Raw genomic sequence first — 20132 nt, 5'->3', positions numbered from 1 at the left:
ATTTGTTTACAAGGCCTTATTCACTCGAAATGACCAACCCTGCAAGTTCTTCTGAAGTAGTGCTCGATGGCGGGATGCTGTCAATTGATACGGTTTACCAAGTAGGGTTAGGGCAAGTAATGCCTCGGGTCACAAATGACTCGCTGGTACTCAAACAGTTGGCCGCCAGTAAAGCTGTGGTGGATACTGCTGTTGCTGAAAACAAGCCCATCTACGGTGTGACAACTTGTTTTGGAGGAATGGCTGATGTTGCGATTCCAAATGAGTTGGTCAATGCATCGCAACGTAACTTGCTTTCTTTCTTAGCAACTGCCACGGGAGAGCCTGTTTCCAGTCGACATACTCGTGCTGCGATGTTGCTGCGCGCCAATGTATTGTTACAAGGGAAATCAGGCGTTCGGCGTGAAATTATTGATCGACTGATTCGGTTCATTTGCGCAGATGCCATTCCTGTGGTTCGAGAATTAGGGTCTATTGGAGCGAGTGGTGACCTTGTCCCGCTTGCGACAATAGGTCGCGCGATTACAGGCCATTCATCGCGCTGTCAGATTTTGCTCGATGGCCAGCAAATCGATGGCCTGGCGGCGTTAAAAAAACTTGAACTGGAACCGATTGAATTGCAAGCCAAAGAGGGGCTTGCGATTGTTAATGGAACCTCTTTTTCATCTGCGGTAGCCGCCAATTGTGTCTATGAGTCGCAGACGTTGCTGGCGATGTCTTTAGCAATTCAGGCAATGATGTTACGAGCTTTAAACGTTCAACACGAGCCTTTTGCCGCGTTTGTGCACCAGAATAAACCGCATGCCGGTCAACTCTGGACAGCGAAAGTAATGCGTGAATTCCTGGGAGCTGAGTCCAAAAACGGCAATTCTACGAATTCAATTATACAAGATCGATATTCTTTGCGTTGTTTGCCTCAATATTTTGGCCCGATTGTAGATGGCATGGCGCGCGTTTCCGAAGTCATCGCCACTGAAATGAACTCGGTGACGGACAATCCTCTCATTGATAGTGTCGAGCAGCGTTTTTATCAAAATGGGAATTTTTTGGGGCAGTATGTTGCAATCGCGATGGATGATTTGCGACGATTTTTGGGATTACTTGCCAAACATCTTGATGTGCAAATTGCACAGTTGGTATCACCAGAATTTAATCACGGATTGCCACCTTCTTTGCGCGGCGATGATTCTCGAATTTACAACATGGGTTTGAAAGGACTGCAGATTACAGGCAATTCGATTATGCCGCTGCTAACCTATTTCGGCAATCCGATTACAGAACATTTTCCAACTCATGCGGAGCAGTTTAATCAAAACATTAACGGTTTAAGCTGGACTTCAGCGAATATGGCCTGGCGTTGTGTTGATCTGTTTCAGGATTATATGGCAGTTGCCAGTCTGTTCGCGATTCAAGCGGTCGACTTACGTGCCAAGCAAGAATTGGGGCATTTTGATGGTCGGGCCTTATTGCAAAAACCTCTGGTGCCAATTTACGATGCCATCTATACTGCCTGTGGAGAAAAAACGGGACAAAAGCAGCCTTTCCTGGGACATGATGATGACCGCTGGTTGGAAGCGGACTTACAAATGCTTAAGCAAGGTCTGAAACCTGGTAAAGGAGTCATTTCCGTGATCAAGCCGCTTGTTGACTCGTTCAAAGCGGCTTTTGAAGTATAAATTCCAAGCATTTTTACCACAAAAATGATTGCAGAGACGTCATGAATATCTGTGAACACTTAACGGTATCGGCACAAATTTTTCCTGAGCGTGAAGCACTCGTATTTAATGGGAACCGTTTTACTTATGCTGAGCTTGAACGCTTAAGCAGTCAGGCAGCCTGCTATTTGCAAGACTTAGCAGTTCAGCCGGGGGATCGAGTGGCAATTGCGCTACCGAATACACCCGCTTTTGTGGTCTGGTATTATGCGGTTTTGCGTGTCGGTGCGATTGCTGTTTCTGTGAGTACGCGGCTGACATCTCAGGAAATTCGGTTTATTGTTGAAGATTGTACTGCAGTGGCACTGGTCGTCGTCGATTCCAAATCAGTCGATTTACAATCACAGATGCCAGCTTGTATGCAGCATTTGATTTTGGTTTCTGAGTCTGGTGATAAAATTTCCGATGAATTTCTCAACGTCAGCGAATCAGGCCCCATTGACATTTATCCGACCGAACCAAACGATCCAGCAGTCATTCTCTACACATCTGGGACCACTGGTTTTCCCAAAGGGGCGACTTTGTCACATCAAAATGTACGGGCAACCGTGCACGCCTTTAACAATTTATGTGGTTTAAATCAGGATGATCGCATTCTGTGTAGTGTGCCTTTATTCCATTGTTATGGTCAGAACGCGTTACTGAATTCTGGTTTCCATGCAGCGGCAACTATTGTATTACAGCAGCGTTTTGATTTGAATGAATCCAAATCCTTAATCATGGATGAAGGGGTGAATAAGCTGTTTGGTGTGCCAACCATGTTTCAATTACTCGAGGAAACATGCAGCCTTGAAGATTTAAAAAGCATTAACTATTGTTTCTCGGCGGCAACAACCTTACCACAAATTGTTGCTGAACGCTGGCAACAAAAATTCAAGATGCCGATCTACGAAGGCTATGGTTTAACCGAAACCGCACCTTTTGCCAGTTATAATCATCGTTTAAAATTTGTCCCTGGATCAATTGGATCTCCCGTTGATCTGGTTGAAATGAAAGTGGTTCATACTGAGACAGGTGAGACGTGTGCACCCGGAGAATTAGGAGAAATTGTGGTCCGTGGTCCCAATGTGATGCTGGGATATTGGAATCGTCCGGACGATACAGCGATTGCAATCCGAGATGGTTGGTTTCATTCTGGTGATATTGGACGGATTGATGAGCAGGGTTACTTCTATATTGTCGATCGTGTAAAAGATATGATTTCAATCGCAGGGCTCAAAGTCTTTCCGGCAGAAGTCGAAAGAACCCTGCATGAACATGCCGCAATTTCAGATGTAGCAGTGGTTGGATTAGCAGATGCCATTTTGGGTGAGAAGGTTGTTGCATTCATTGTGCTAGCCAAGGATCTTCAAACTGGTTCCGAAGTAACGTATACTGAGGTCCTTGAGCAGCTTCGTGAGTTCTGTCAGCAAAATCTTGCGAGCTATAAGATGCCCAAGCATTTATTGCTGATCGACGAATTGCCGCGGAATCCTTCGGGTAAAATACTCAAGCGGGTTCTTCGCGAACAAGCAGAATCGATGATTTCTGAAACACAGCAAGAGATACAGGCCAAAACTGACATAGATGTTTCAGTATCAACGGGAGAGGCAGAGCGGGAAGGTGCAAAGCAGAAAATTCACTCAGCCTGGGTGACGGAAATGCTAAAATCACATCCGGCGAACCGATTGCGTGAAATTACTTCCATGCTCCAACTGGATGTGCAAAAGATGCTGCAGTTGGACGAACTACCGAATGCTGACGAACGTTTTATTGAAGCAGGCCTCGATTCTTTGTTGATTGTCGATTTGCAGGAACGGTTGAAACAAAGGCTCGGTCACGCTGTCGATTTACCAGCGACATTAGTATTCGATTATCCCAGCATTGCAGAATTGGCCGTTTTTTTGTCGTCAATTCTTGAAGAAATTCATTCCAACAACGATTCAGATCGCGAAACTCCTGGAAGTAGTGTGAGTCGTAAACAGACTGTCAAAATACCTCAAAAAGAAGGTGGTGGTGACATTTTGTTTACTGGAAATCCCAGTGAAACATCCGATTTGGAAGCTGAAATTGAAGGTTTATCAGAGCAAGAGGCTTTAGAACAGCTGATTCGCGAATTGAAAAATTGAACTTCGATCCTAAGATCAAATGCGAATGGATAGAACCTCTGCTCCGAATCGCTTTATTTCCCTGTTTATCTAATTGCCGCAAACAACTAAGATTAGTGGACTAGGTCTTCCTCGTCTTCCTGGTACTTATCGATCTGGGATTAGGTGGAATAAGACTAACATTCCTCAACGAGTGAAGTCGTCTCACTAATTATCGGAAATGTGTTCAATACGAGCCAGTATGAAATTATCTCCAAATAAACAGGCTTTACTGAAAATTCGGGAATTGAAGCAGGAGCTTGCTGCCGCGCAACATGCTCCCACTGAGGAGATTGCCATTGTTTCGATCGCCTGTCGTTTTCCCCAGACTTCGAGTAGTCCCGAACAGTTTTGGCAGAGCTTGATCGAACAACGCAACGAATTGAATGAAGTTCCCGATTCTCGCTGGGATTTAGCAGCCTTCCATTCCGAAAATCCAGATACTCCAGGGAAAATGTATGCCCGCACTGGTGCCTTTCTCGAAGAGATTGATTCATTTGATGCTGATTTTTTTGGCATTTCGCCTCGTGAAGCGACTTGGGTTGATCCTCAGCAGCGGCTGCTGCTTGAGACCGGTTGGGAATCTCTCGAAAGAGCAGGTTGGACGACTGAGAAAATTGGGCCACGGACCGGTGTCTTCGTTGGTTGGATGCATAATGATTATCAGAATGAAGCCAGTGACTCATTTTTAAATTTGAATCCTTATATTGCCACCGGTGCCGCGGGGAGTTTTTTAAGTGGTCGCCTGGCTTATTATCTGGGACTCGAAGGTCCGAGTCTCGCTGTGGATACGGCGTGTTCCTCTTCGTTGGTGGCGCTCCATCTGGCTTGTCTCAGTTTAACTCGAAACGAATGCGATCAAGCACTGGCAGGGGGTGTCAATGTGATCGCTTCGCCCACGACAAACATTCTTACTTGTAAATTGAAAGCCTTGTCGCCGACCGGTGAATCACGGGCTTTTGACGCAGGTGCCAACGGGTATGTACGCGGCGAAGGTTGTGGCGTTGTCACATTGAAACGACTTCGAGATGCCGAGCGTGATGGAGATCCCATTTTAGCTGTCATCCGTGGTTCTGCCATTGGTCACAACGGTTTTAGTAGCGGGTTGACTGTTCCTAATCCGCGAGCACAAGAACGCGTGATTCAGGAAGCACTGAGAAGAGCGAAAATCAATCCACATGATGTCGCTTATTTAGAAGCCCATGGGACAGGGACCGAACTAGGTGACCCGATTGAAATGCAGGCGGCTGTGGCGGCACTGGCAAAAGGGCGTAGCGAAGAAAATCCTCTATTGGTTGGTTCGGTCAAAACGAACATCGGGCACCTGGAAGCGGCAGCGGGCATGGCGGGGTTGATTAAAGTGTTGCTTGCGATGCAAAATCAGGCGATTCCACCGCAACTGAATTTTGAACAACCCAACCCGCATATTCCCTGGGATCAAATTCCGGTGAATATCGTCACTGAAACGACACCCTGGCCAAATGCATCACAACTGATTGCCGGCGTCAGCGCTTTCGGAATGAGTGGCACGAATGCCCATGTTGTGCTTACGAATTATTCTCCAAGAACAGCGAATCGTAATGGTCATCGGAATGATACTATTCGTGAGCGTGCGCAGCATTTCAAAGAGACAAAGCATGAAAAGCGAAACGAGAAGCCTCAACTTCTGGTCATATCAGCCAAAACAGAGCAGGCATTACTGGAGCAGACAAACCAATATCGTAATTGGCTCACTCAGCATCATGAAGTTCCACTGGCAAGTATAGCACATACGGCGGGTGTCGGACGACGACACATGGAACAGCGCCTCACGATGGTTGTTCGCTCACATCAGGAAGCCGAACAGTTATTCGATCGAATTTACCGAAGTGACAATCAGCAAGGTGTTCACATCGGACAAGCACAGCCTTCATCAACAGTTGCCTGGCAATTTACAGGACAAGGTTCTCAGTATGTTGGAATGGCTATGGAACTCTATGAGACACAGCCCCTGTTTCGAGAAGCCCTTGATGACTGTGAAGCAATGATGCAGGAGTTTTCGGGGCGTTCTTTGCTCGACGTGCTTTGGCGACAGGAGACACTCCTCAATCGAACGGAATGGACACAGCCGGCATTGTTTGCAATTCAAAGGGGCTTAGCTGAATTACTGATTAGTTGGGGGCTACAGCCCGATGTTGTGCTGGGACATAGTGTGGGGCAATATGCGGCCGCCTGTGTGGCTGGAGTGATGGATTGGGAACAAGGTTTTCGTCTGATTTGTGAGCGGGGGCGATTGATTGGTGATCTCCCCACCGGTGGTTCTATGGCTGCTGTTTTTGCGGCTTATGAAAAAGTCGAGTCCATTGTAGCAGAACATCCCGGTGTTTCTGTTGCGGCCCAAAATGGTCTGCATACTGTTATCAGCGGTGAAACAGCGATTTTTGACGAGATAACTCAACAGTTTTCGGAAGAAGGCGTTCGCTTTAAAAAATTAAAAACATCCCATGCATTCCATTCCCATTTGATGGAACCGGCGTTGGAAGCATTCACACGTTTCGCTGATTCATTGGACTTTCAACCCGCCCGCATTCCTTTGATTTGTAATGTGACAGGTCAATTGATCGGGAACGAACAAATATTAGACGGAACCTATTGGGCCAATCATATCCGAAAACCGGTTCGTTATGCGGATAGCATTGCGAGCTTGCAGGAAATGCAAGCTAGTTTCCTACTTGAATTGGGACCTCAACCCGTGTTGACCGGTATGGCACGCTCGGTCTGGCATGGTAGTCAGTCTTCGCTTGCGTGTTGTTTAGACAAAAGTGTTGATGATGAAGCAGCTTTGCTTGATGTCGTGGGGCAGGGGTATGTGCAGGGGATAACGCCTGATTTTAATCAACTGAATCCCAAACAATCTGATCAAAATCTACTGTTGCCGACTTATCCGTTTCAACGACAACGTTACTGGGGACCAGCCAAGCCGAAGGCCGCTCAGGCAATTTCACATTCAACACATCCTTTGCTCGGGGAAAAGTGCTCGCTGGCAGGGCTCACTGACGAAATACGATTTGAAAAAATTATCCAACCGGACAGTCCGCCCTGGTTAACCGACCATGAGGTCATGGGATCGATTGTCTTACCTGGCGCAGGTTTAATTGATCTTGCGTTAGCAGTGCAACCAGCGATTGAATTAAAAGAGATCGTATTTGAGCAACCTTTGCGTCTTCAGGGACGAACCCGGATACAGTCTGTCTTACGAACAGACGATGAATCAGGCAAGAGTTTGCAAGTTTATGCCAGCCTGGAACAGTCAGAAAACTGGACGCGATGTTTCCGGTCCACGGTTGTGGAGTCAGAAACCAGCCAACCTCCGACGATTAACTTACAGGAAATTCTCGCAAATCTGTCCGAAACAGCCGATGTCGATCAATTTTATGGCTTACTTGGCAGTCTGGGATTGAACTATGGTCCTGCGTTTCGAGTCATCAAATCGCTCAAATTTTCCACAGAATTTGTTGTAGCCGAACTGCAGACCATGGGTGACTTGCGGGGTTACACGATTCCGCCAACGCTACTCGACGGTGCTTTTCATTCTCTTGCCGCCGGTTTACTACGTGAAAATGCAGATGATTTATTTTTACCCGTCGGGATTGAGCGCGTGGTTTGTCACCGCGCGATGACAGAGGACGTGTTCAGTTTTGCGACGTGGACTGAACCGGAAGGCGATGTTCGATCTGCTGATATTTCATTGCTGGATCGACAGGGGACTGTCTTAGCTGAGATTAAAAACCTGACAGTAAAACGACTCGATCGTGCGTTGCTACGACGAATGAGTGGTACCTCCGATACGCGCTTGTTATACGATTTGCAGTGGCAGAACTATCGTCTTCCTATGACGGAGCTGGAACCGAAAAACTGGTTGATTATCAGTCAGGAACGAAATACTGCAACTGGGGCTGCTTCAGGTCATCAACTTCTCGCAGAGTCGATTCGAAACTTGATCTGCGAAAAGGGGCATCGGGCCGTTCATATACAGTTAGGAGCTACAGAAACGCTCCAGACAAAAGCGGGCGACTTTTACCAACTGAATGGTCAGTGTCAGCAACACTGGCAAGAGTTACTTCAAACACTTCGTGAGGATGAACCCAAGGCCATTCCACAGGGGGTGGTCTGGTTAGCATGTGATTCGAGTGATCTCGAATCTGAATCGACGTTATCAACCTCGCGTTTACATTTTCCGAGTTTGTTCGCGCTGTTTTCTGCTTGTCGAGTCGAGGAAGTTCAGAGTTTTGAATGCGGTTTTCAAATTGTGACCAGCAATAGTATGAGCCTTTCTGATGCATCATTGTCCGGGGAATCAAAAGCAGGAGAAGCTCAGTACGTTGATCCGATTCAATCTCAGTTCTGGGGCTTTGGTCGTGCGTTAGGAGCAGAGCATCCAGAATTCCATTGTCGCCTGATTGATGTTGATCGCAATGATTTTTCTGATGGTAATGAGCAAGCTGAATCGGTGGCTGAATACATCTTGAATGATACGGTCGAAAATCAAATCGTGATTCGATCCAACCGGTATTATGTACCGCGATTACAGCAAACGCGTCTGACTTCGATCGATGAAGTTGAATTCCCAATTGACTCGCAGGGGAGTTATCTCATTACCGGTGGACTCGGAATGCTCGGACGACAGGCCGGACTTTGGTTGGCAAAGAAAGGAGCCTCGCATGTGGTGTTGGTATCGCGCCGTGCACCGAGCGAATCGACATTGGAACTAGTCAATGAGATTGAGAAGTTAGGTTGCCGCACCGTCATTTATCAAGCCGATTCCAGTTCGCGTAAGGATATGGAACAACTTTGTAACAAATTTGGTACAGACTGGCCTGTGCTCAAAGGTGTGATTCATGCAGCCGGTGTACTCGACGATGGTCTGATTGCCGATCAGACCTGGGAACGATTTGAGAAAGTCCTGGAGCCAAAGGTTCTGGGAGCGAGTTTGCTCGATGAATTAACACGTGATTTCGACCTCGATTTCTTTGTGTTGTATTCTTCGGCTGCGTCGTTGTTAGGATCACCGGGGCAAACAAATTACGCAGCCGCAAATGGGTTCCTGGATGGTTTGGCCGATCGCCGTCGACAACAGGGACTGCCTGCTATCAGTCTCAACTGGGGCCCCTGGACGGAAGGAATGGCCGATAATGAGTTGATTATCAAACGCCTCGCGCTTCAGGGGATTACTCCGTTAACCGTTGATGATGCCCATCATGTTCTGGAAAAGGCGGTTCGAGCCAGTTTGCAACAGGCACTTGTGTTAGACGTTGATTGGAAACGGATGGGCGGCGGTTCCGAATCGCCTCCCTTGTTTGAGAAATTATCCGCAGCCTCGCAGAGATCGAAGGCGGGCGATTCCGAGATGGTCGGAAAGTTAAAAACATTACAAGGTTCTGCGCGACAAAAACTGTTAATAGAGACGATTCAGAACCAGTTTCAGCAAATTTTGTCAACACCTGAACCGCCTGAGATTGATCGGCCTCTGATCGAGATGGGCATGGATTCCTTGATGGCGGTGGAATTCAGTATGCAACTGCAATCGATGCTGGGCGACGATTACGTCGTCTCCCAAACGATGTTATTCGATCATCCGACAATCACCGCGATCGCTGACCATGTCCTGGGCATGATCGACGAAGCGGCTGAAGCAAATTCCTCCGATGTTGAAACAGGATCACCAGCAGCGAGTGATGAATCAGTCTCGATCTCTGTTTCTGCAGATCAAATTGCCCGCGATGATATTGCCATTATCGGCATGAGTTGTCGTTTTCCCGGTGCAAAAGATGTTAATGAGTTTTGGGAGAACTTACTGGCTGGAGTTGATTCAGTGCGAGAAGTTCCCTCTGATCGTTGGGATGTAGAGGCATTTTACAGTCCCGATCGAGAACCCGGTAAGATGTATACCAGGGAAGGCGGATTCCTGGATGACATCGATTGTTTCGATGCCGACTTTTTTGGTATCTCGCATGAAGAAGCGTGCTGGCTTGATCCTCAGCATCGGTTGTTGCTCGAAAATTGTTGGACCGCGCTCGAGGATGCAGGGGTGAAGCCATACCCGCTGCAGGATTCCAATGTGGGCGTCTTTATGGGGATTATGTCCTCAGATTATGCCTCGTTATCGACGTTGGAAAACCATGAAATTCTAGCGGATTTCCAAGGAGCCGGTTTTTCCCATAGTGCGGGCGTGGGACGCATCAGTTATTCATTCGGATTTGAAGGGCCGAGTCTGGCAATCGATACGGCGAGCAGCAGTTCGCTGGTTGCCGTGTGTCAGGCGATGCGAAGTTTACAAGAAGGTCATTGCAATCTGGCATTGGCGGGAGGCGTGAATGCCATTCTCTCTCCCTTTAACTCACTGCTGATGGCCAAAACGGGTATGCTCTCACCAGATGGACGCTGCAAATCATTTTCCGCCGGCGCTGATGGATTTGGACGCGGTGAAGGCTGTGGAGTCGTTGTCCTGAAGCGTTTATCAGATGCCGAGCGGGATGGCGATCAAATTCTGGCAGTCGTACGTGGCGGGGCGATCAGCCATAATGGATTCAGCAGTAGTATCACGACTCCCAACAGCCGCTCTCAAAGTCGCTTGATTCAAGATGCCCTGCAGGACGCAAAGATCAGTCCGGCTCAGGTTCAATATCTGGAAGCCCACGGAACGGGGACCGAGTATGGAGATCCGATGGAATTGACGGCTGCAGCTGCCGTCTTTGGACGAGGACGAAATCAGAAAAATCGTTTGCTGGTCGGATCAGTAAAAGCCAATATTAGTCACCTGGAAGCAGCCGGGGGAATTTCTGGGCTGATCAAAGCCGTACTGGCAATGCAGCATGGCGTGATTCCACAGCAATTACACTGCAAAGAACCGAGTCCCCATATCCCCTGGAAACGTCTGCCACTCGATTTGGTACAAGAGCAGACTGTCTGGCCGGAAAGTGAAGAGCGGATCGCGGCTGTGACAGCGCTCGGATTAGCGGGCACGAACGCACATGTCATATTAAGTTCTCAACCAGAACATAGAGCACCCCATCGATTAACAGTCGTAGATCAGCCAGCTGATCCGCCGGTTTCACTCTTAACAATGTCCGCGAATTCAATTTCAAGTTTACGGCAAACTGTTACAAGATATCATGATTATCTGGTATCTAACGAAGCGGTGAACCTCACTGATTTTTGCTACACAGCCGCAACCGGTCGACGCATTTTTGATAATCGAGTTGGCGTCATGGGAGCAACTCAGGCAGACATAGTCGCGCAATTGCAAGAGTTGGCCAAGGAATTGACAAGCGGTGAAGGGGATCATGCTCAGTTGAGTTTACAGCGTGAAGGTTTCTTGGCGGACTATGCGAAAGAAACGCCGAAACTGGGTTGGGTGTTTCATGAGGTGAGTGAGCAGGATTTATTACAAGCAAGAGTTCTCTATCAAGATCAATACCCGTTTCGTGAGTTGATTGATCGCATGAACGAAGCCTACCAAACGCTCACGAATTCTGATTCAGACTCAGCGACTGATTTAGTCAGATGGTTTACCGACGAGTCAGTCACAGGAAATACGACTGATCTGCCGCTTGATGTGATTCAATTTGTCTGCCAGCTTGGTTTAGCCGAGGTATGGCAGACCTATGGAGTAGAATCTGATGTCGTGGCTGGTTTTGGAATCGGGCAATATGCAGCGGCCGTTTTTACTGGGATGATGAATGCTGAGGATGGCTTGAAATTGGTCTTCGAACGGAATCGGCTATTCAAGAATCCAGGCATTCAATCGTCTTTGTCTACTATTGACGAAAGCAAGTTTGACGAAGTCACAGTTAGGACATTGAAGCAGTTTGAAGAATTCGCCGATACGATGAACTATTTTCCTGCGAATCGTCTGATCTTAAATAGTTTGACTGGTCAAGCGGTTCCCATACAGCAATTGCTGGCAGGGAGTTTCTGGCGAGAACATGCCGTCGCGAAGGAAAATATTGCTGAAACTTTAGCGAGTTTTGTCGAAATGAAATGCGAATTGATTTTACAAATTGGAATCGGTCAAGCTGTTGAAGAATTGAATGAAAAATGGTCGGCAGCACAAAGTCTGACTATTTTGCCAAGTACGTTATCGAAAGACGAATCGCCTTGTTCGATCGTACCAACTTTGGCAAATTTATTTGTACGAGGTTGTTCACTGGATCTGTCGGCACCTTATGCCAGGCTGCAACCACGTAAAATGAGTTTACCGACTTCTCCCTTCGAGCGAAAACGCCATTGGATTTCAGATTTAGTCCAAGCAGGGAGTACCATAGAATGAACCAGACGAAAAGTGGAGAAAAGAATCTCAACATGGAAAAGGATCAATGTGATGTCGTGATCATCGGTGGGGGACTAGCCGGTTTGACACTTGCCAGACAGACGCTGATGCAGCGTCCTGAAACTTCGATCACAATTATTGAAAAGAAATCGTTTCCTGTCCCCGAAGCCTCACATAAGGTGGGGGAATCCACGGTTGAAATTGGAGCCCATTATTTAGGGGAACGACTCAACCTGAAAAAGCATTTAGCCGATCAGCATCTGCCAAAATTAGGTTTGCGTTTTTTCTTCAATCAGAATGACCAACCAATTTCAGCTGGTACGGAAGTAGGAACGAGCGAATTTTTTCCAGCGCCCGGATATCAGGTAGATCGAGGACGTTTGGAGAATTATCTTGCCGAGACGGTTCAGAAAATGGGAGCTGATTTAATCACAGATTCTTTTGTGCGTCAGATTGAACTGGCAGCGGATACTGATTCGGCATCACATCGAATTGAATATGAACAGAATCATGTAGCCCATTCGCTCCAGTGTCGCTGGTTGATTGATGCGAGCGGTCGACAAAGTTTTTTGAAACGCAAATTAAATCTTTCCGAAGAAATTGATCATAATATTAATGCAGTCTGGTTTCGGTTGGATGCAGAGATTCGAGTTGATGAATGGTGTGATGAACCAGAATGGGGGCAGCGCACAGGGCGGGTTCCTCGTCGCTGGTTGAGCACAAATCATTTGTTAGGTTCTGGGTATTGGGTTTGGATTATTCCTTTGTCATCGGGTGCTACCAGTCTGGGAATTGTGTTTGATCCTCGACTGCATCATCTCAATGAGTTAAATCGATTCGATAAGGCACTCGCGTGGTTACGTATTCACGAACCTGAATGTGCAGCGCGGCTGGAGCCACATCAGGATAAATTGAAAGATTTCATGGCCATGAAGCAACTCGCTCGTGGGTGCCAGCAGGTCTTTTCTAAGGATCGCTGGGCATTAACGGGTGAAGCGGGTGTATTTCTTGATCCGTTTTATTCACCGGGTATCGATTATATTGCAATCGGTAACACAATGATTACTGAGTTGATCACGACTGATTTATCAACCCGACCGATTACCCATTTGGCGCCCGCATTCCAAAGCATTTTTATGACACTGTTCCAGAACAATTTATTAGCATATCAGGAACAGTATCCCCTTTTCGGAAACCCACGAATTATGTCTTTGAAATATGTTTGGGATTATGCTTTGTATTGGAGCTTCCCAGCTTTGCTCTATTTTCAAGACAAACTGACCGAGCCGACGTTTATTCAGTCTTTGTCACGAGAGATTCAAGCGATGCGGGCATTGAACGTGCAGATGCAGCAGTTTTTTCGAGAGTGGCATGATCTGGAAGATGTTGCCATTATCGATGCGACATTTGTTGATCAACGATCTATCGAAATCTTGATTCAGTTGAATGGGGAATTGTCGGAGGAATTAGAAGACAAAGCGTTAAAAGCACGATTTACCAGGAATGTCGAGATTGTCAAAGACTTAATGTTAGAAATTACATCGCGAATTAGCTTGCAATATCCGGAACTGGCATCCTCAGCAGAGGAGGGACATTGTTCTCAAAACCGACTCGATCGAGTATTTGAAGCAATGAATTTATAGTCGTCAGATGATTTACTATTTACATAATGATAATTGTTAATAACTAAAAAAAAACGAATTCCGTTAGGGGAAAAGAATAATGGCGGCAACACAAAGTGATGTCACAATTTTAGGTGGCGGTTTGGCTGGGTTAGCTTTAGCGCTCCAGTGTCGTCAAAAATTGCCCAAAGCACAAATTACTGTGCTCGATAAAATGGCACATCCCGTACCTGAAGCGACTCATAAAGTGGGCGAATCGACGGTCGAGGTCGGTGCTTATTATTTTGCCGATGTACTCGGATTGAAACAGCATATCGTGGAAGAACAATTGCCCAAACTGGGTCTGCGTTTCTTTTTTCCATATGGCGATAATTCACGAATTGAGAAACGTTTGGAAATTGGGGGGACTCGATATGCGCCAGCGGCAAGCTATCAATTAGATCGCGGACGGTTTGAAAACTTTCTGGGAGAGCGCTGCCGAGAGCAGGGGATTGATTTTCTTGATCGTGCCGACATCAAGAAGCTACAAATCAATAAGTGGAATCGCAGACATGAGGTGACATACGCGCGTGATGAAATGACACAAACGGTCGCATCGCGTTGGGTGGTTGATGCCAGTGGTCGCCGCGCTTTGTTAAAACAACATTTGGGATTACAAAAACCGACAGACCAAAAATGTAATGCGGCCTGGTTTCGAATCGACAGTCGGTTAAAAGTAGATGATTGGTCAGACGATCCAGATTGGCAATCTGGCCACGAGGGGAAGACTTCCCGCTGGTACAGCACGAACCATTTAATGGGCCAGGGTTATTGGGTCTGGTTGATTCCATTGGCATCGGGTTCGACGAGTATTGGGATTGTTGCTGAACAACAATTTCATCCACTTACAGAGATCAACACTTTAGAGAAATCTCTGGCCTGGCTGGAAAAAAATGAACCGCAACTGGCAAGCCAGCTTCGAAAACAGAATGCTGAGGTTCAAGACTTCCTTGTCTATAAAAATTATTCCCGGGAATGTCAGCAAGTATTTTCAGGTCAGCGTTGGGGAATCACAGGTGAGGCCGGTTTCTTTCTGGACCCATTTTATTCTCCGGGTAGTGACTTCATCGCATTTGCAAACACTTTTCTGACTGATTTAATCTGGCGGGATTTAACCTGGCGAGGTCACCGCATCAGGGCATTCAGTTATGACCGGATCTTCAAAAAGTTTTTTCACGGCACGGCTGCCGTCTATCGCGACCAGTATCAGTTATTCGGCAATCCGCAGGTGATGCCTGTCAAAGTGATGTGGGATTATTTGATTTACTGGTCACTCTCTGGTTTCATTTTTATGCAGGAACGACTTTGTAATCATGCAATGTACATGCGAAATGTTTCCAAGTTGAACCGCTTGTCAGACTTGAATCATCAGATGCAAGATTACTTTCGGTTATGGCATCAAAAAATTCCGAGTCAGGAGATATCAGGCCTCGTCAATATTTCTAACTTACCTATTATACGAAATAAAAACGAAGCTTTAATCACTGAGTTAAACTGGTATGAGTTTGATAGACAGTTCTCTGCTAATTTAGCACAAATGGAAACTTTGTATGCCGAAATTGTAAAACAGGTAGGTTTAACTCCAGCCTCACCAGTCCCCATGGCAAAATCATCCTCGGTCATGAAAGATGCGTTCCGAGGAGTTTTTGATGTGATCTTTCCACAGAAAAAAGCAGAACAGGTTGATCCGCCTGTGCCCCTTACCGCAGGCCTGAAACTGAGTTGATTTCTGTATCGATTCTGCCTTTAATACAGTTATCGAATTTGTGAAATGCTGCTGATGCGGCCTGGAGCCATTTCATGAAATTTCCATAGACTGTAACCAAGAGGTTGAAATGAGGTTCTGGCATTTGAGGGCATGTCGATGTGCAGACTCAGGTTTGTTTTGCTCTACCCAAGCCAGTACAGGGAATTTTGGTTTCTATGATATGATGCAATGCGTGTGCCAACGGCTTTGCCTGATTTTCGGCATCCTTCTTCCGTTTGGTTTATCTGCCTGTGATTCTCCCACGAGTGCCAATCGAACGACCTCAAGCAGTGAAGTAAGGCAAACTGAAACAATTGGCGTGAAAACGATCACGTTAAAACAAGATCAGATTCCCGATCTCGTCGAACGGTTTTCTGGTTTGATCAAGCCGGTTCGTAGTAGTGATTTGAGCTTTACACAAGCGGGTAAGGTAGCAGAGGTTTTCATTGATGTCGGTTCAGCTGTAAAACAGGGCGAGATACTGGCACAATTAGATGATGAGCCTTTCCTGAAGAAAAAATTCAATTTGCAATCCCAATTAACGGCTGCTCAGGCTGACTTAAACTCGCTTAACCAACCAAATACAGGCCAGAGTAGCGAGCAGATGGTAGCGAAAATCAATCAGTTGCGTAGCGAATTGGACCGACTTGAAACTGAAGTGAAGAATTCGCTTCCCTCGTCTGAAAATAGAGACAATCTCAATGAAAGATTGAAAAGTAGTGAAGAACAAATACAGACCTTGAATCAAAAATCACGTCAGCAAAAAATAACCGGTTTAACAGCACAGATTAAAGATTTAAGAGGACAATTACAGGAAGTTGATGCCACGATTGCAGCTTGTAATGTGACAGCTCCCTTTACAGGTGTGATCATCGACAAAATGATTGATCCGGGAAGCGTTGTTTCTCCAGGTCGACCTGTATTAAAGATTGCGAAAATAGACGCGTACCGCGTGTGGGTTCGGCTTCCAGCGGAGCTTGCTGAAACTCTCACATTAGGGCAGGAAGTACCAATTGAACAAGATCAGCAAACCATTCTCGGGCAAGTTACAGCGATTCACCCTACGGTCGATGCCTTGACACAAACACGGACAGTGGTACTCCAGCCGCGTGACTCGAAGGTGACCAATTCGTTTACTGCCGGAGAACGGGTTGATGTTTTATTCCCGACTGTGCAACAGCAATCAGGATTTTGGTTACCTGTTTCTGCATTGATGAAAGAAATTGCTGGGTTATGGTCTGTTTATCTGGTGGAGACGATAGAGGAAAAACCAACAATCGTGCGACGCTATGTAGAAGTGATTGACGTTGGTAATGATCAAGCCTTAGTACTTGGAAATTTGCACGAGGGTATGTCTGTTGTCGTCGAGGGACTCCATCGTATTGTACCCGGTCAAATTGTACGTCTTGCAGAACAGAAAAAAACGAGTTTGAGGGATAACAAAAAACCGGAGCAAGTGCCGAGCCTATGATTTCGACATTCTTTTATCGAAATCCACGGCTGTTGATTATGGCCTTGGTTTTAGTGGTTGCTTCTGGTGTAGCTGCTTTTTATAACTCACCTCGACTCGAAGATCCCGTGCTCTCCAGGCGTGTGGCGGTCGTGAGCATCAGCTATCCAGGAGCGGATACAGATCGTGTTGATTCATTAGTAACAACGAAAATCGAGCAGGCAATCCGAAGTATTGCTGAAATTAAAACGATTCAATCTCGATCACGACCTGGTGTCTCATTAATAAAAGTAGAACTTCGGGATTCTGTATCGAATATCCCTGAAGTCTGGTCGCGCGTACGAGATAAAATCGAACAGGCCAAATCTGATTTACCTGCACAAGCACTTTCGCCTGAGATTCGCATCGCTGAAATGAAATCCTATGCTGCGATGGTGGCGTTAAGCACGAAATCGGGAGGCCCGGCAGATGCCTTCACTCTTAGAAGGATCGCGATTGATTTACAGGCCAGAATTGACCGACTGGCGGGTACGGAAACAACACGTATTTTCGGCGATCCCGGTGAAGAAGCTGTTGTTGAGGTGGACCTTGATAAGCTTGCATCGACGGGGTTGACTGTCGGGGCACTAGGTCAGCAAATTGAACAAAGTCAACCACGATTTCCTGCCGGTACACTCAAACAGAATCAAATCGAACGTCCTATCACATATGGGGACAAGTTCGATTCATTAGCTGGTTTGAAAGAGACACTGATTAAGCCGGGAAATGGTGGTGAATCGGTCAAGCTTTCCGATCTGGCTAATGTGTCAATTCAAACCGAAGCGAATCCAATCAATGCGACCTTGATTGATGGACAAGAGGCAATCGTAATATGCGCCTATGTACGTGATGACTATCGGGTTGATCTTTGGTCGGATCGTCTTGATCGCTTATTGCTGGATTTAAAAAAACAATTACCCAAAAATGTTGATTTAAGTGTGATCTTTTCTCAGCGGCCGTTTGTCGCGCTTCGTATGCAGGAACTACTCAGTAATCTATTGCTGGGGATGATTGCTGTCATGATTGTAATCATCGTGATGATGGATTGGCGAAGTGCGACAGTCATCGGATTGGCATTACCGCTGACGGCCTTGATCGTGCTTGCTGGGTTACGGATATTGAAAATTCCAATTCATCAAATGTCGATTACAGGAATTGTGATCGCACTGGGGTTATTGATCGATAACGCGATTGTGATGGTCGATGAATGTCGCCAGCGTATGCACTCCGGTTTGCCAATTTCGACTGCGATCGCGCAAGCTGTGCATCATTTGGCAATGCCATTATTGTGTTCAACACTAACAACGACACTCGCGTTTTTACCGATTGCAATGTTGCCCGGTCCACCTGGCGAATTTGTAGGTACGATCGCAGTCAGTGTGATCCTGGCAATTAATGCCTCCTTACTGCTCGCTCTGACTGTCGTACCCGCATTACTTGGGATGATCTCTCGTAAGACTGACCAAAATGCCGAGCATGCAAAGCAGGTAACGGGATTGTCAATTCCTTTGTTTTCAAAAATGTACCAGCGTTCTATTTCCATTGTCTGCCAACATCCACTACTGGGATTGTTAGTGGGGATTGGGTTGCCAGTGCTGGGTTTTGTACAAACGAGCCAATTGCCCGAACAGTTTTTTCCGGCCTCAGATCGCAACCAGATACAAATTGAAGTCGAATTACCTGTGGGAACCTCACAGGAACAGACACGCAAAGTTATCACATCTTTGAACGAACTAATCAGAAACGAACCTGGAGTACGTCATACGAATTGGTTTATCGGAGAAAGTGCTCCCAGTTTTTACTATAACATCGTACCTCGTCGACAGCATGCCACCTACTACGGCCAGGCATTTATTGATCTCGAACCCGGCATGAATACGCCTCGTTTTGTTCGTAACTTGCAAACTAAATTGACCCAATCGAATCGTGATGCGCGAATTTTGGTCCGTCAACTGGAGCAGGGGCCACCAGTTGATGCTCCGATCGAGATTCTATTAAAAGGACCAGACCTGCGAGTTTTGGAACAACTCGGTTCAGAACTACGAAAAATTTTAAGCGAAACACCTGATGTGATATATACTCGGTCAGATTTGGGAGAAGTGACGACCAGTTTAGAACTCGATTTTGATAAAGACAAGCTGAACGCGGCGGGGCTGACTGAGTCCGATGTTGCCAGTCAACTTTATACAGCATTAGAGGGCGTCGAAGCAGGAACGATTCGGCATCGTGAGTTTGAAATTCCGGTCATTGTGCGGATTACTGATGCTGATGAAATGGACCTTGATGAGTTACAGGGTTTAATCATTCAGCCAACAGGACCTCGGAGGAATGCACGTGGGGAAATCATGGATTCCGAAGGTCCTCCACTGTCTGCAGTTTCCGACTTTCAACTCGATGCAGACATCTCTACGATCACACGCATCAATGGTGAGTATACCAACGAATTGAAAGCGTATATTACTGCAGGAAAATTACCAGCGGTTGTGTTGGCTGATTTTCGTTCTCGTTTAAAGCAATCGAGTTTCAAGCTTCCGCTTGGCTACACAATCGACTTTGCAGGCGAAACGGCAGCGAGAAATGAAGCGGTCACTAATTTGATCGCTGATGCTGTCATTTTAATTTCGCTGATGGTCTCAATCCTGGTGATCTCGTTTCGTTCCTTTCGAATCGCTTTTATTATTGCATCTGTGGCTGGTTTAGCCGTTGGCCTGGGTCCGGCTGCATTGTGGTATTTTGGCTATCCATTTGGATTCATGGCGATTCTCGGCACCATGGGATTGATGGGGCTTGCCGTCAACGATTCGATTGTGGTGATGGCCGGGATTCGGGCTGATCCTGATGCAAGTCGTGGTGATGTCGCAGCAATTGTAAATGTTGTAAATGGCTGCACCCGGCATGTGCTTTCAACTACGTTCACAACAATTGCGGGGTTCTTGCCGTTAATTCTCAGCGGTGGCGATTTTTGGCCACCCCTGGCAATCACCATTGCAGGTGGTGTGGGGGGAGCGACGCTCTTAGCCCTGTATTTCGTGCCGGCTGCCTATGTCTTGATGAAATTCCGCAATCGTTAATTTGTATCTCAATGT

Annotated in this window: 7 protein-coding genes; all 7 read left to right on the top strand. The window is 46.6% G+C overall.

Features of this window, described 5'->3' with window-relative positions; all coding sequences use genetic code 11:
* Positions 1-29 precede the first annotated feature (29 nt).
* Positions 30-1676: a histidine ammonia-lyase gene (gene hutH / locus V202x_RS15725; protein ID WP_145176808.1), complete on the top strand. Its 1647-nt coding sequence runs from the start codon at positions 30-32 to the stop codon at positions 1674-1676.
* Positions 1677-1717: 41 nt separating this feature from the next.
* Positions 1718-3823, top strand: a complete 2106-nt coding sequence (locus V202x_RS15720; RefSeq protein WP_145176805.1) for an AMP-binding protein — start codon at positions 1718-1720, stop codon at positions 3821-3823.
* A gap of 220 nt (positions 3824-4043) precedes the next feature.
* Complete coding sequence (locus tag V202x_RS15715) at positions 4044-12149, top strand: type I polyketide synthase (RefSeq protein WP_197992913.1); 8106 nt, start codon at positions 4044-4046, stop codon at positions 12147-12149.
* Positions 12146-13792 (top strand): NAD(P)/FAD-dependent oxidoreductase, encoded by a 1647-nt coding sequence (locus V202x_RS15710; RefSeq protein WP_145176799.1) that lies wholly within the window; start codon positions 12146-12148, stop codon positions 13790-13792. The genes V202x_RS15715 and V202x_RS15710 overlap by 4 nt, the downstream gene beginning before the upstream one ends.
* Before the next feature lie 79 nt (positions 13793-13871).
* Positions 13872-15536, top strand: a complete 1665-nt coding sequence (locus V202x_RS15705) for an NAD(P)/FAD-dependent oxidoreductase (RefSeq protein ID WP_145176796.1) — start codon at positions 13872-13874, stop codon at positions 15534-15536.
* Between the two features lie 109 nt (positions 15537-15645).
* Complete coding sequence (locus V202x_RS15700) at positions 15646-17028, top strand: efflux RND transporter periplasmic adaptor subunit (RefSeq protein WP_145176793.1); 1383 nt, start codon at positions 15646-15648, stop codon at positions 17026-17028.
* Positions 17025-20117 carry an efflux RND transporter permease subunit gene (locus V202x_RS15695; RefSeq protein WP_145176788.1) on the top strand — a complete coding sequence of 1031 codons (3093 nt, stop codon included), beginning with the start codon at positions 17025-17027 and terminating at the stop codon, positions 20115-20117. The genes V202x_RS15700 and V202x_RS15695 overlap by 4 nt, the downstream gene beginning before the upstream one ends.
* The last annotated feature ends 15 nt before the right edge of the window (positions 20118-20132 follow it).

The sequence above is a fragment of the Gimesia aquarii genome (assembly GCF_007748175.1).
GTDB classification, from domain to species: domain Bacteria; phylum Planctomycetota; class Planctomycetia; order Planctomycetales; family Planctomycetaceae; genus Gimesia; species Gimesia aquarii_A.
The sequence above is the reverse complement of the archived record's forward strand: the minus strand, read 5'-3'. Positions and strand labels throughout refer to the sequence as shown.

What these genes read in the sequence shown, in the direction of transcription:
- hutH (WP_145176808.1), top strand. Translation starts at nt 30, where the DNA reads ATGACCAACCCTGCAAGTTCTTCTGAAGTAGTGCTCGATGGCGGGATG.
- V202x_RS15720 (WP_145176805.1), top strand. Translation starts at nt 1,718, where the DNA reads ATGAATATCTGTGAACACTTAACGGTATCGGCACAAATTTTTCCTGAG.
- V202x_RS15715 (WP_197992913.1), top strand. Translation starts at nt 4,044, where the DNA reads ATGAAATTATCTCCAAATAAACAGGCTTTACTGAAAATTCGGGAATTG.
- V202x_RS15710 (WP_145176799.1), top strand. Translation starts at nt 12,146, where the DNA reads ATGAACCAGACGAAAAGTGGAGAAAAGAATCTCAACATGGAAAAGGAT.
- V202x_RS15705 (WP_145176796.1), top strand. Translation starts at nt 13,872, where the DNA reads ATGGCGGCAACACAAAGTGATGTCACAATTTTAGGTGGCGGTTTGGCT.
- V202x_RS15700 (WP_145176793.1), top strand. Translation starts at nt 15,646, where the DNA reads ATGAGGTTCTGGCATTTGAGGGCATGTCGATGTGCAGACTCAGGTTTG.
- V202x_RS15695 (WP_145176788.1), top strand. Translation starts at nt 17,025, where the DNA reads ATGATTTCGACATTCTTTTATCGAAATCCACGGCTGTTGATTATGGCC.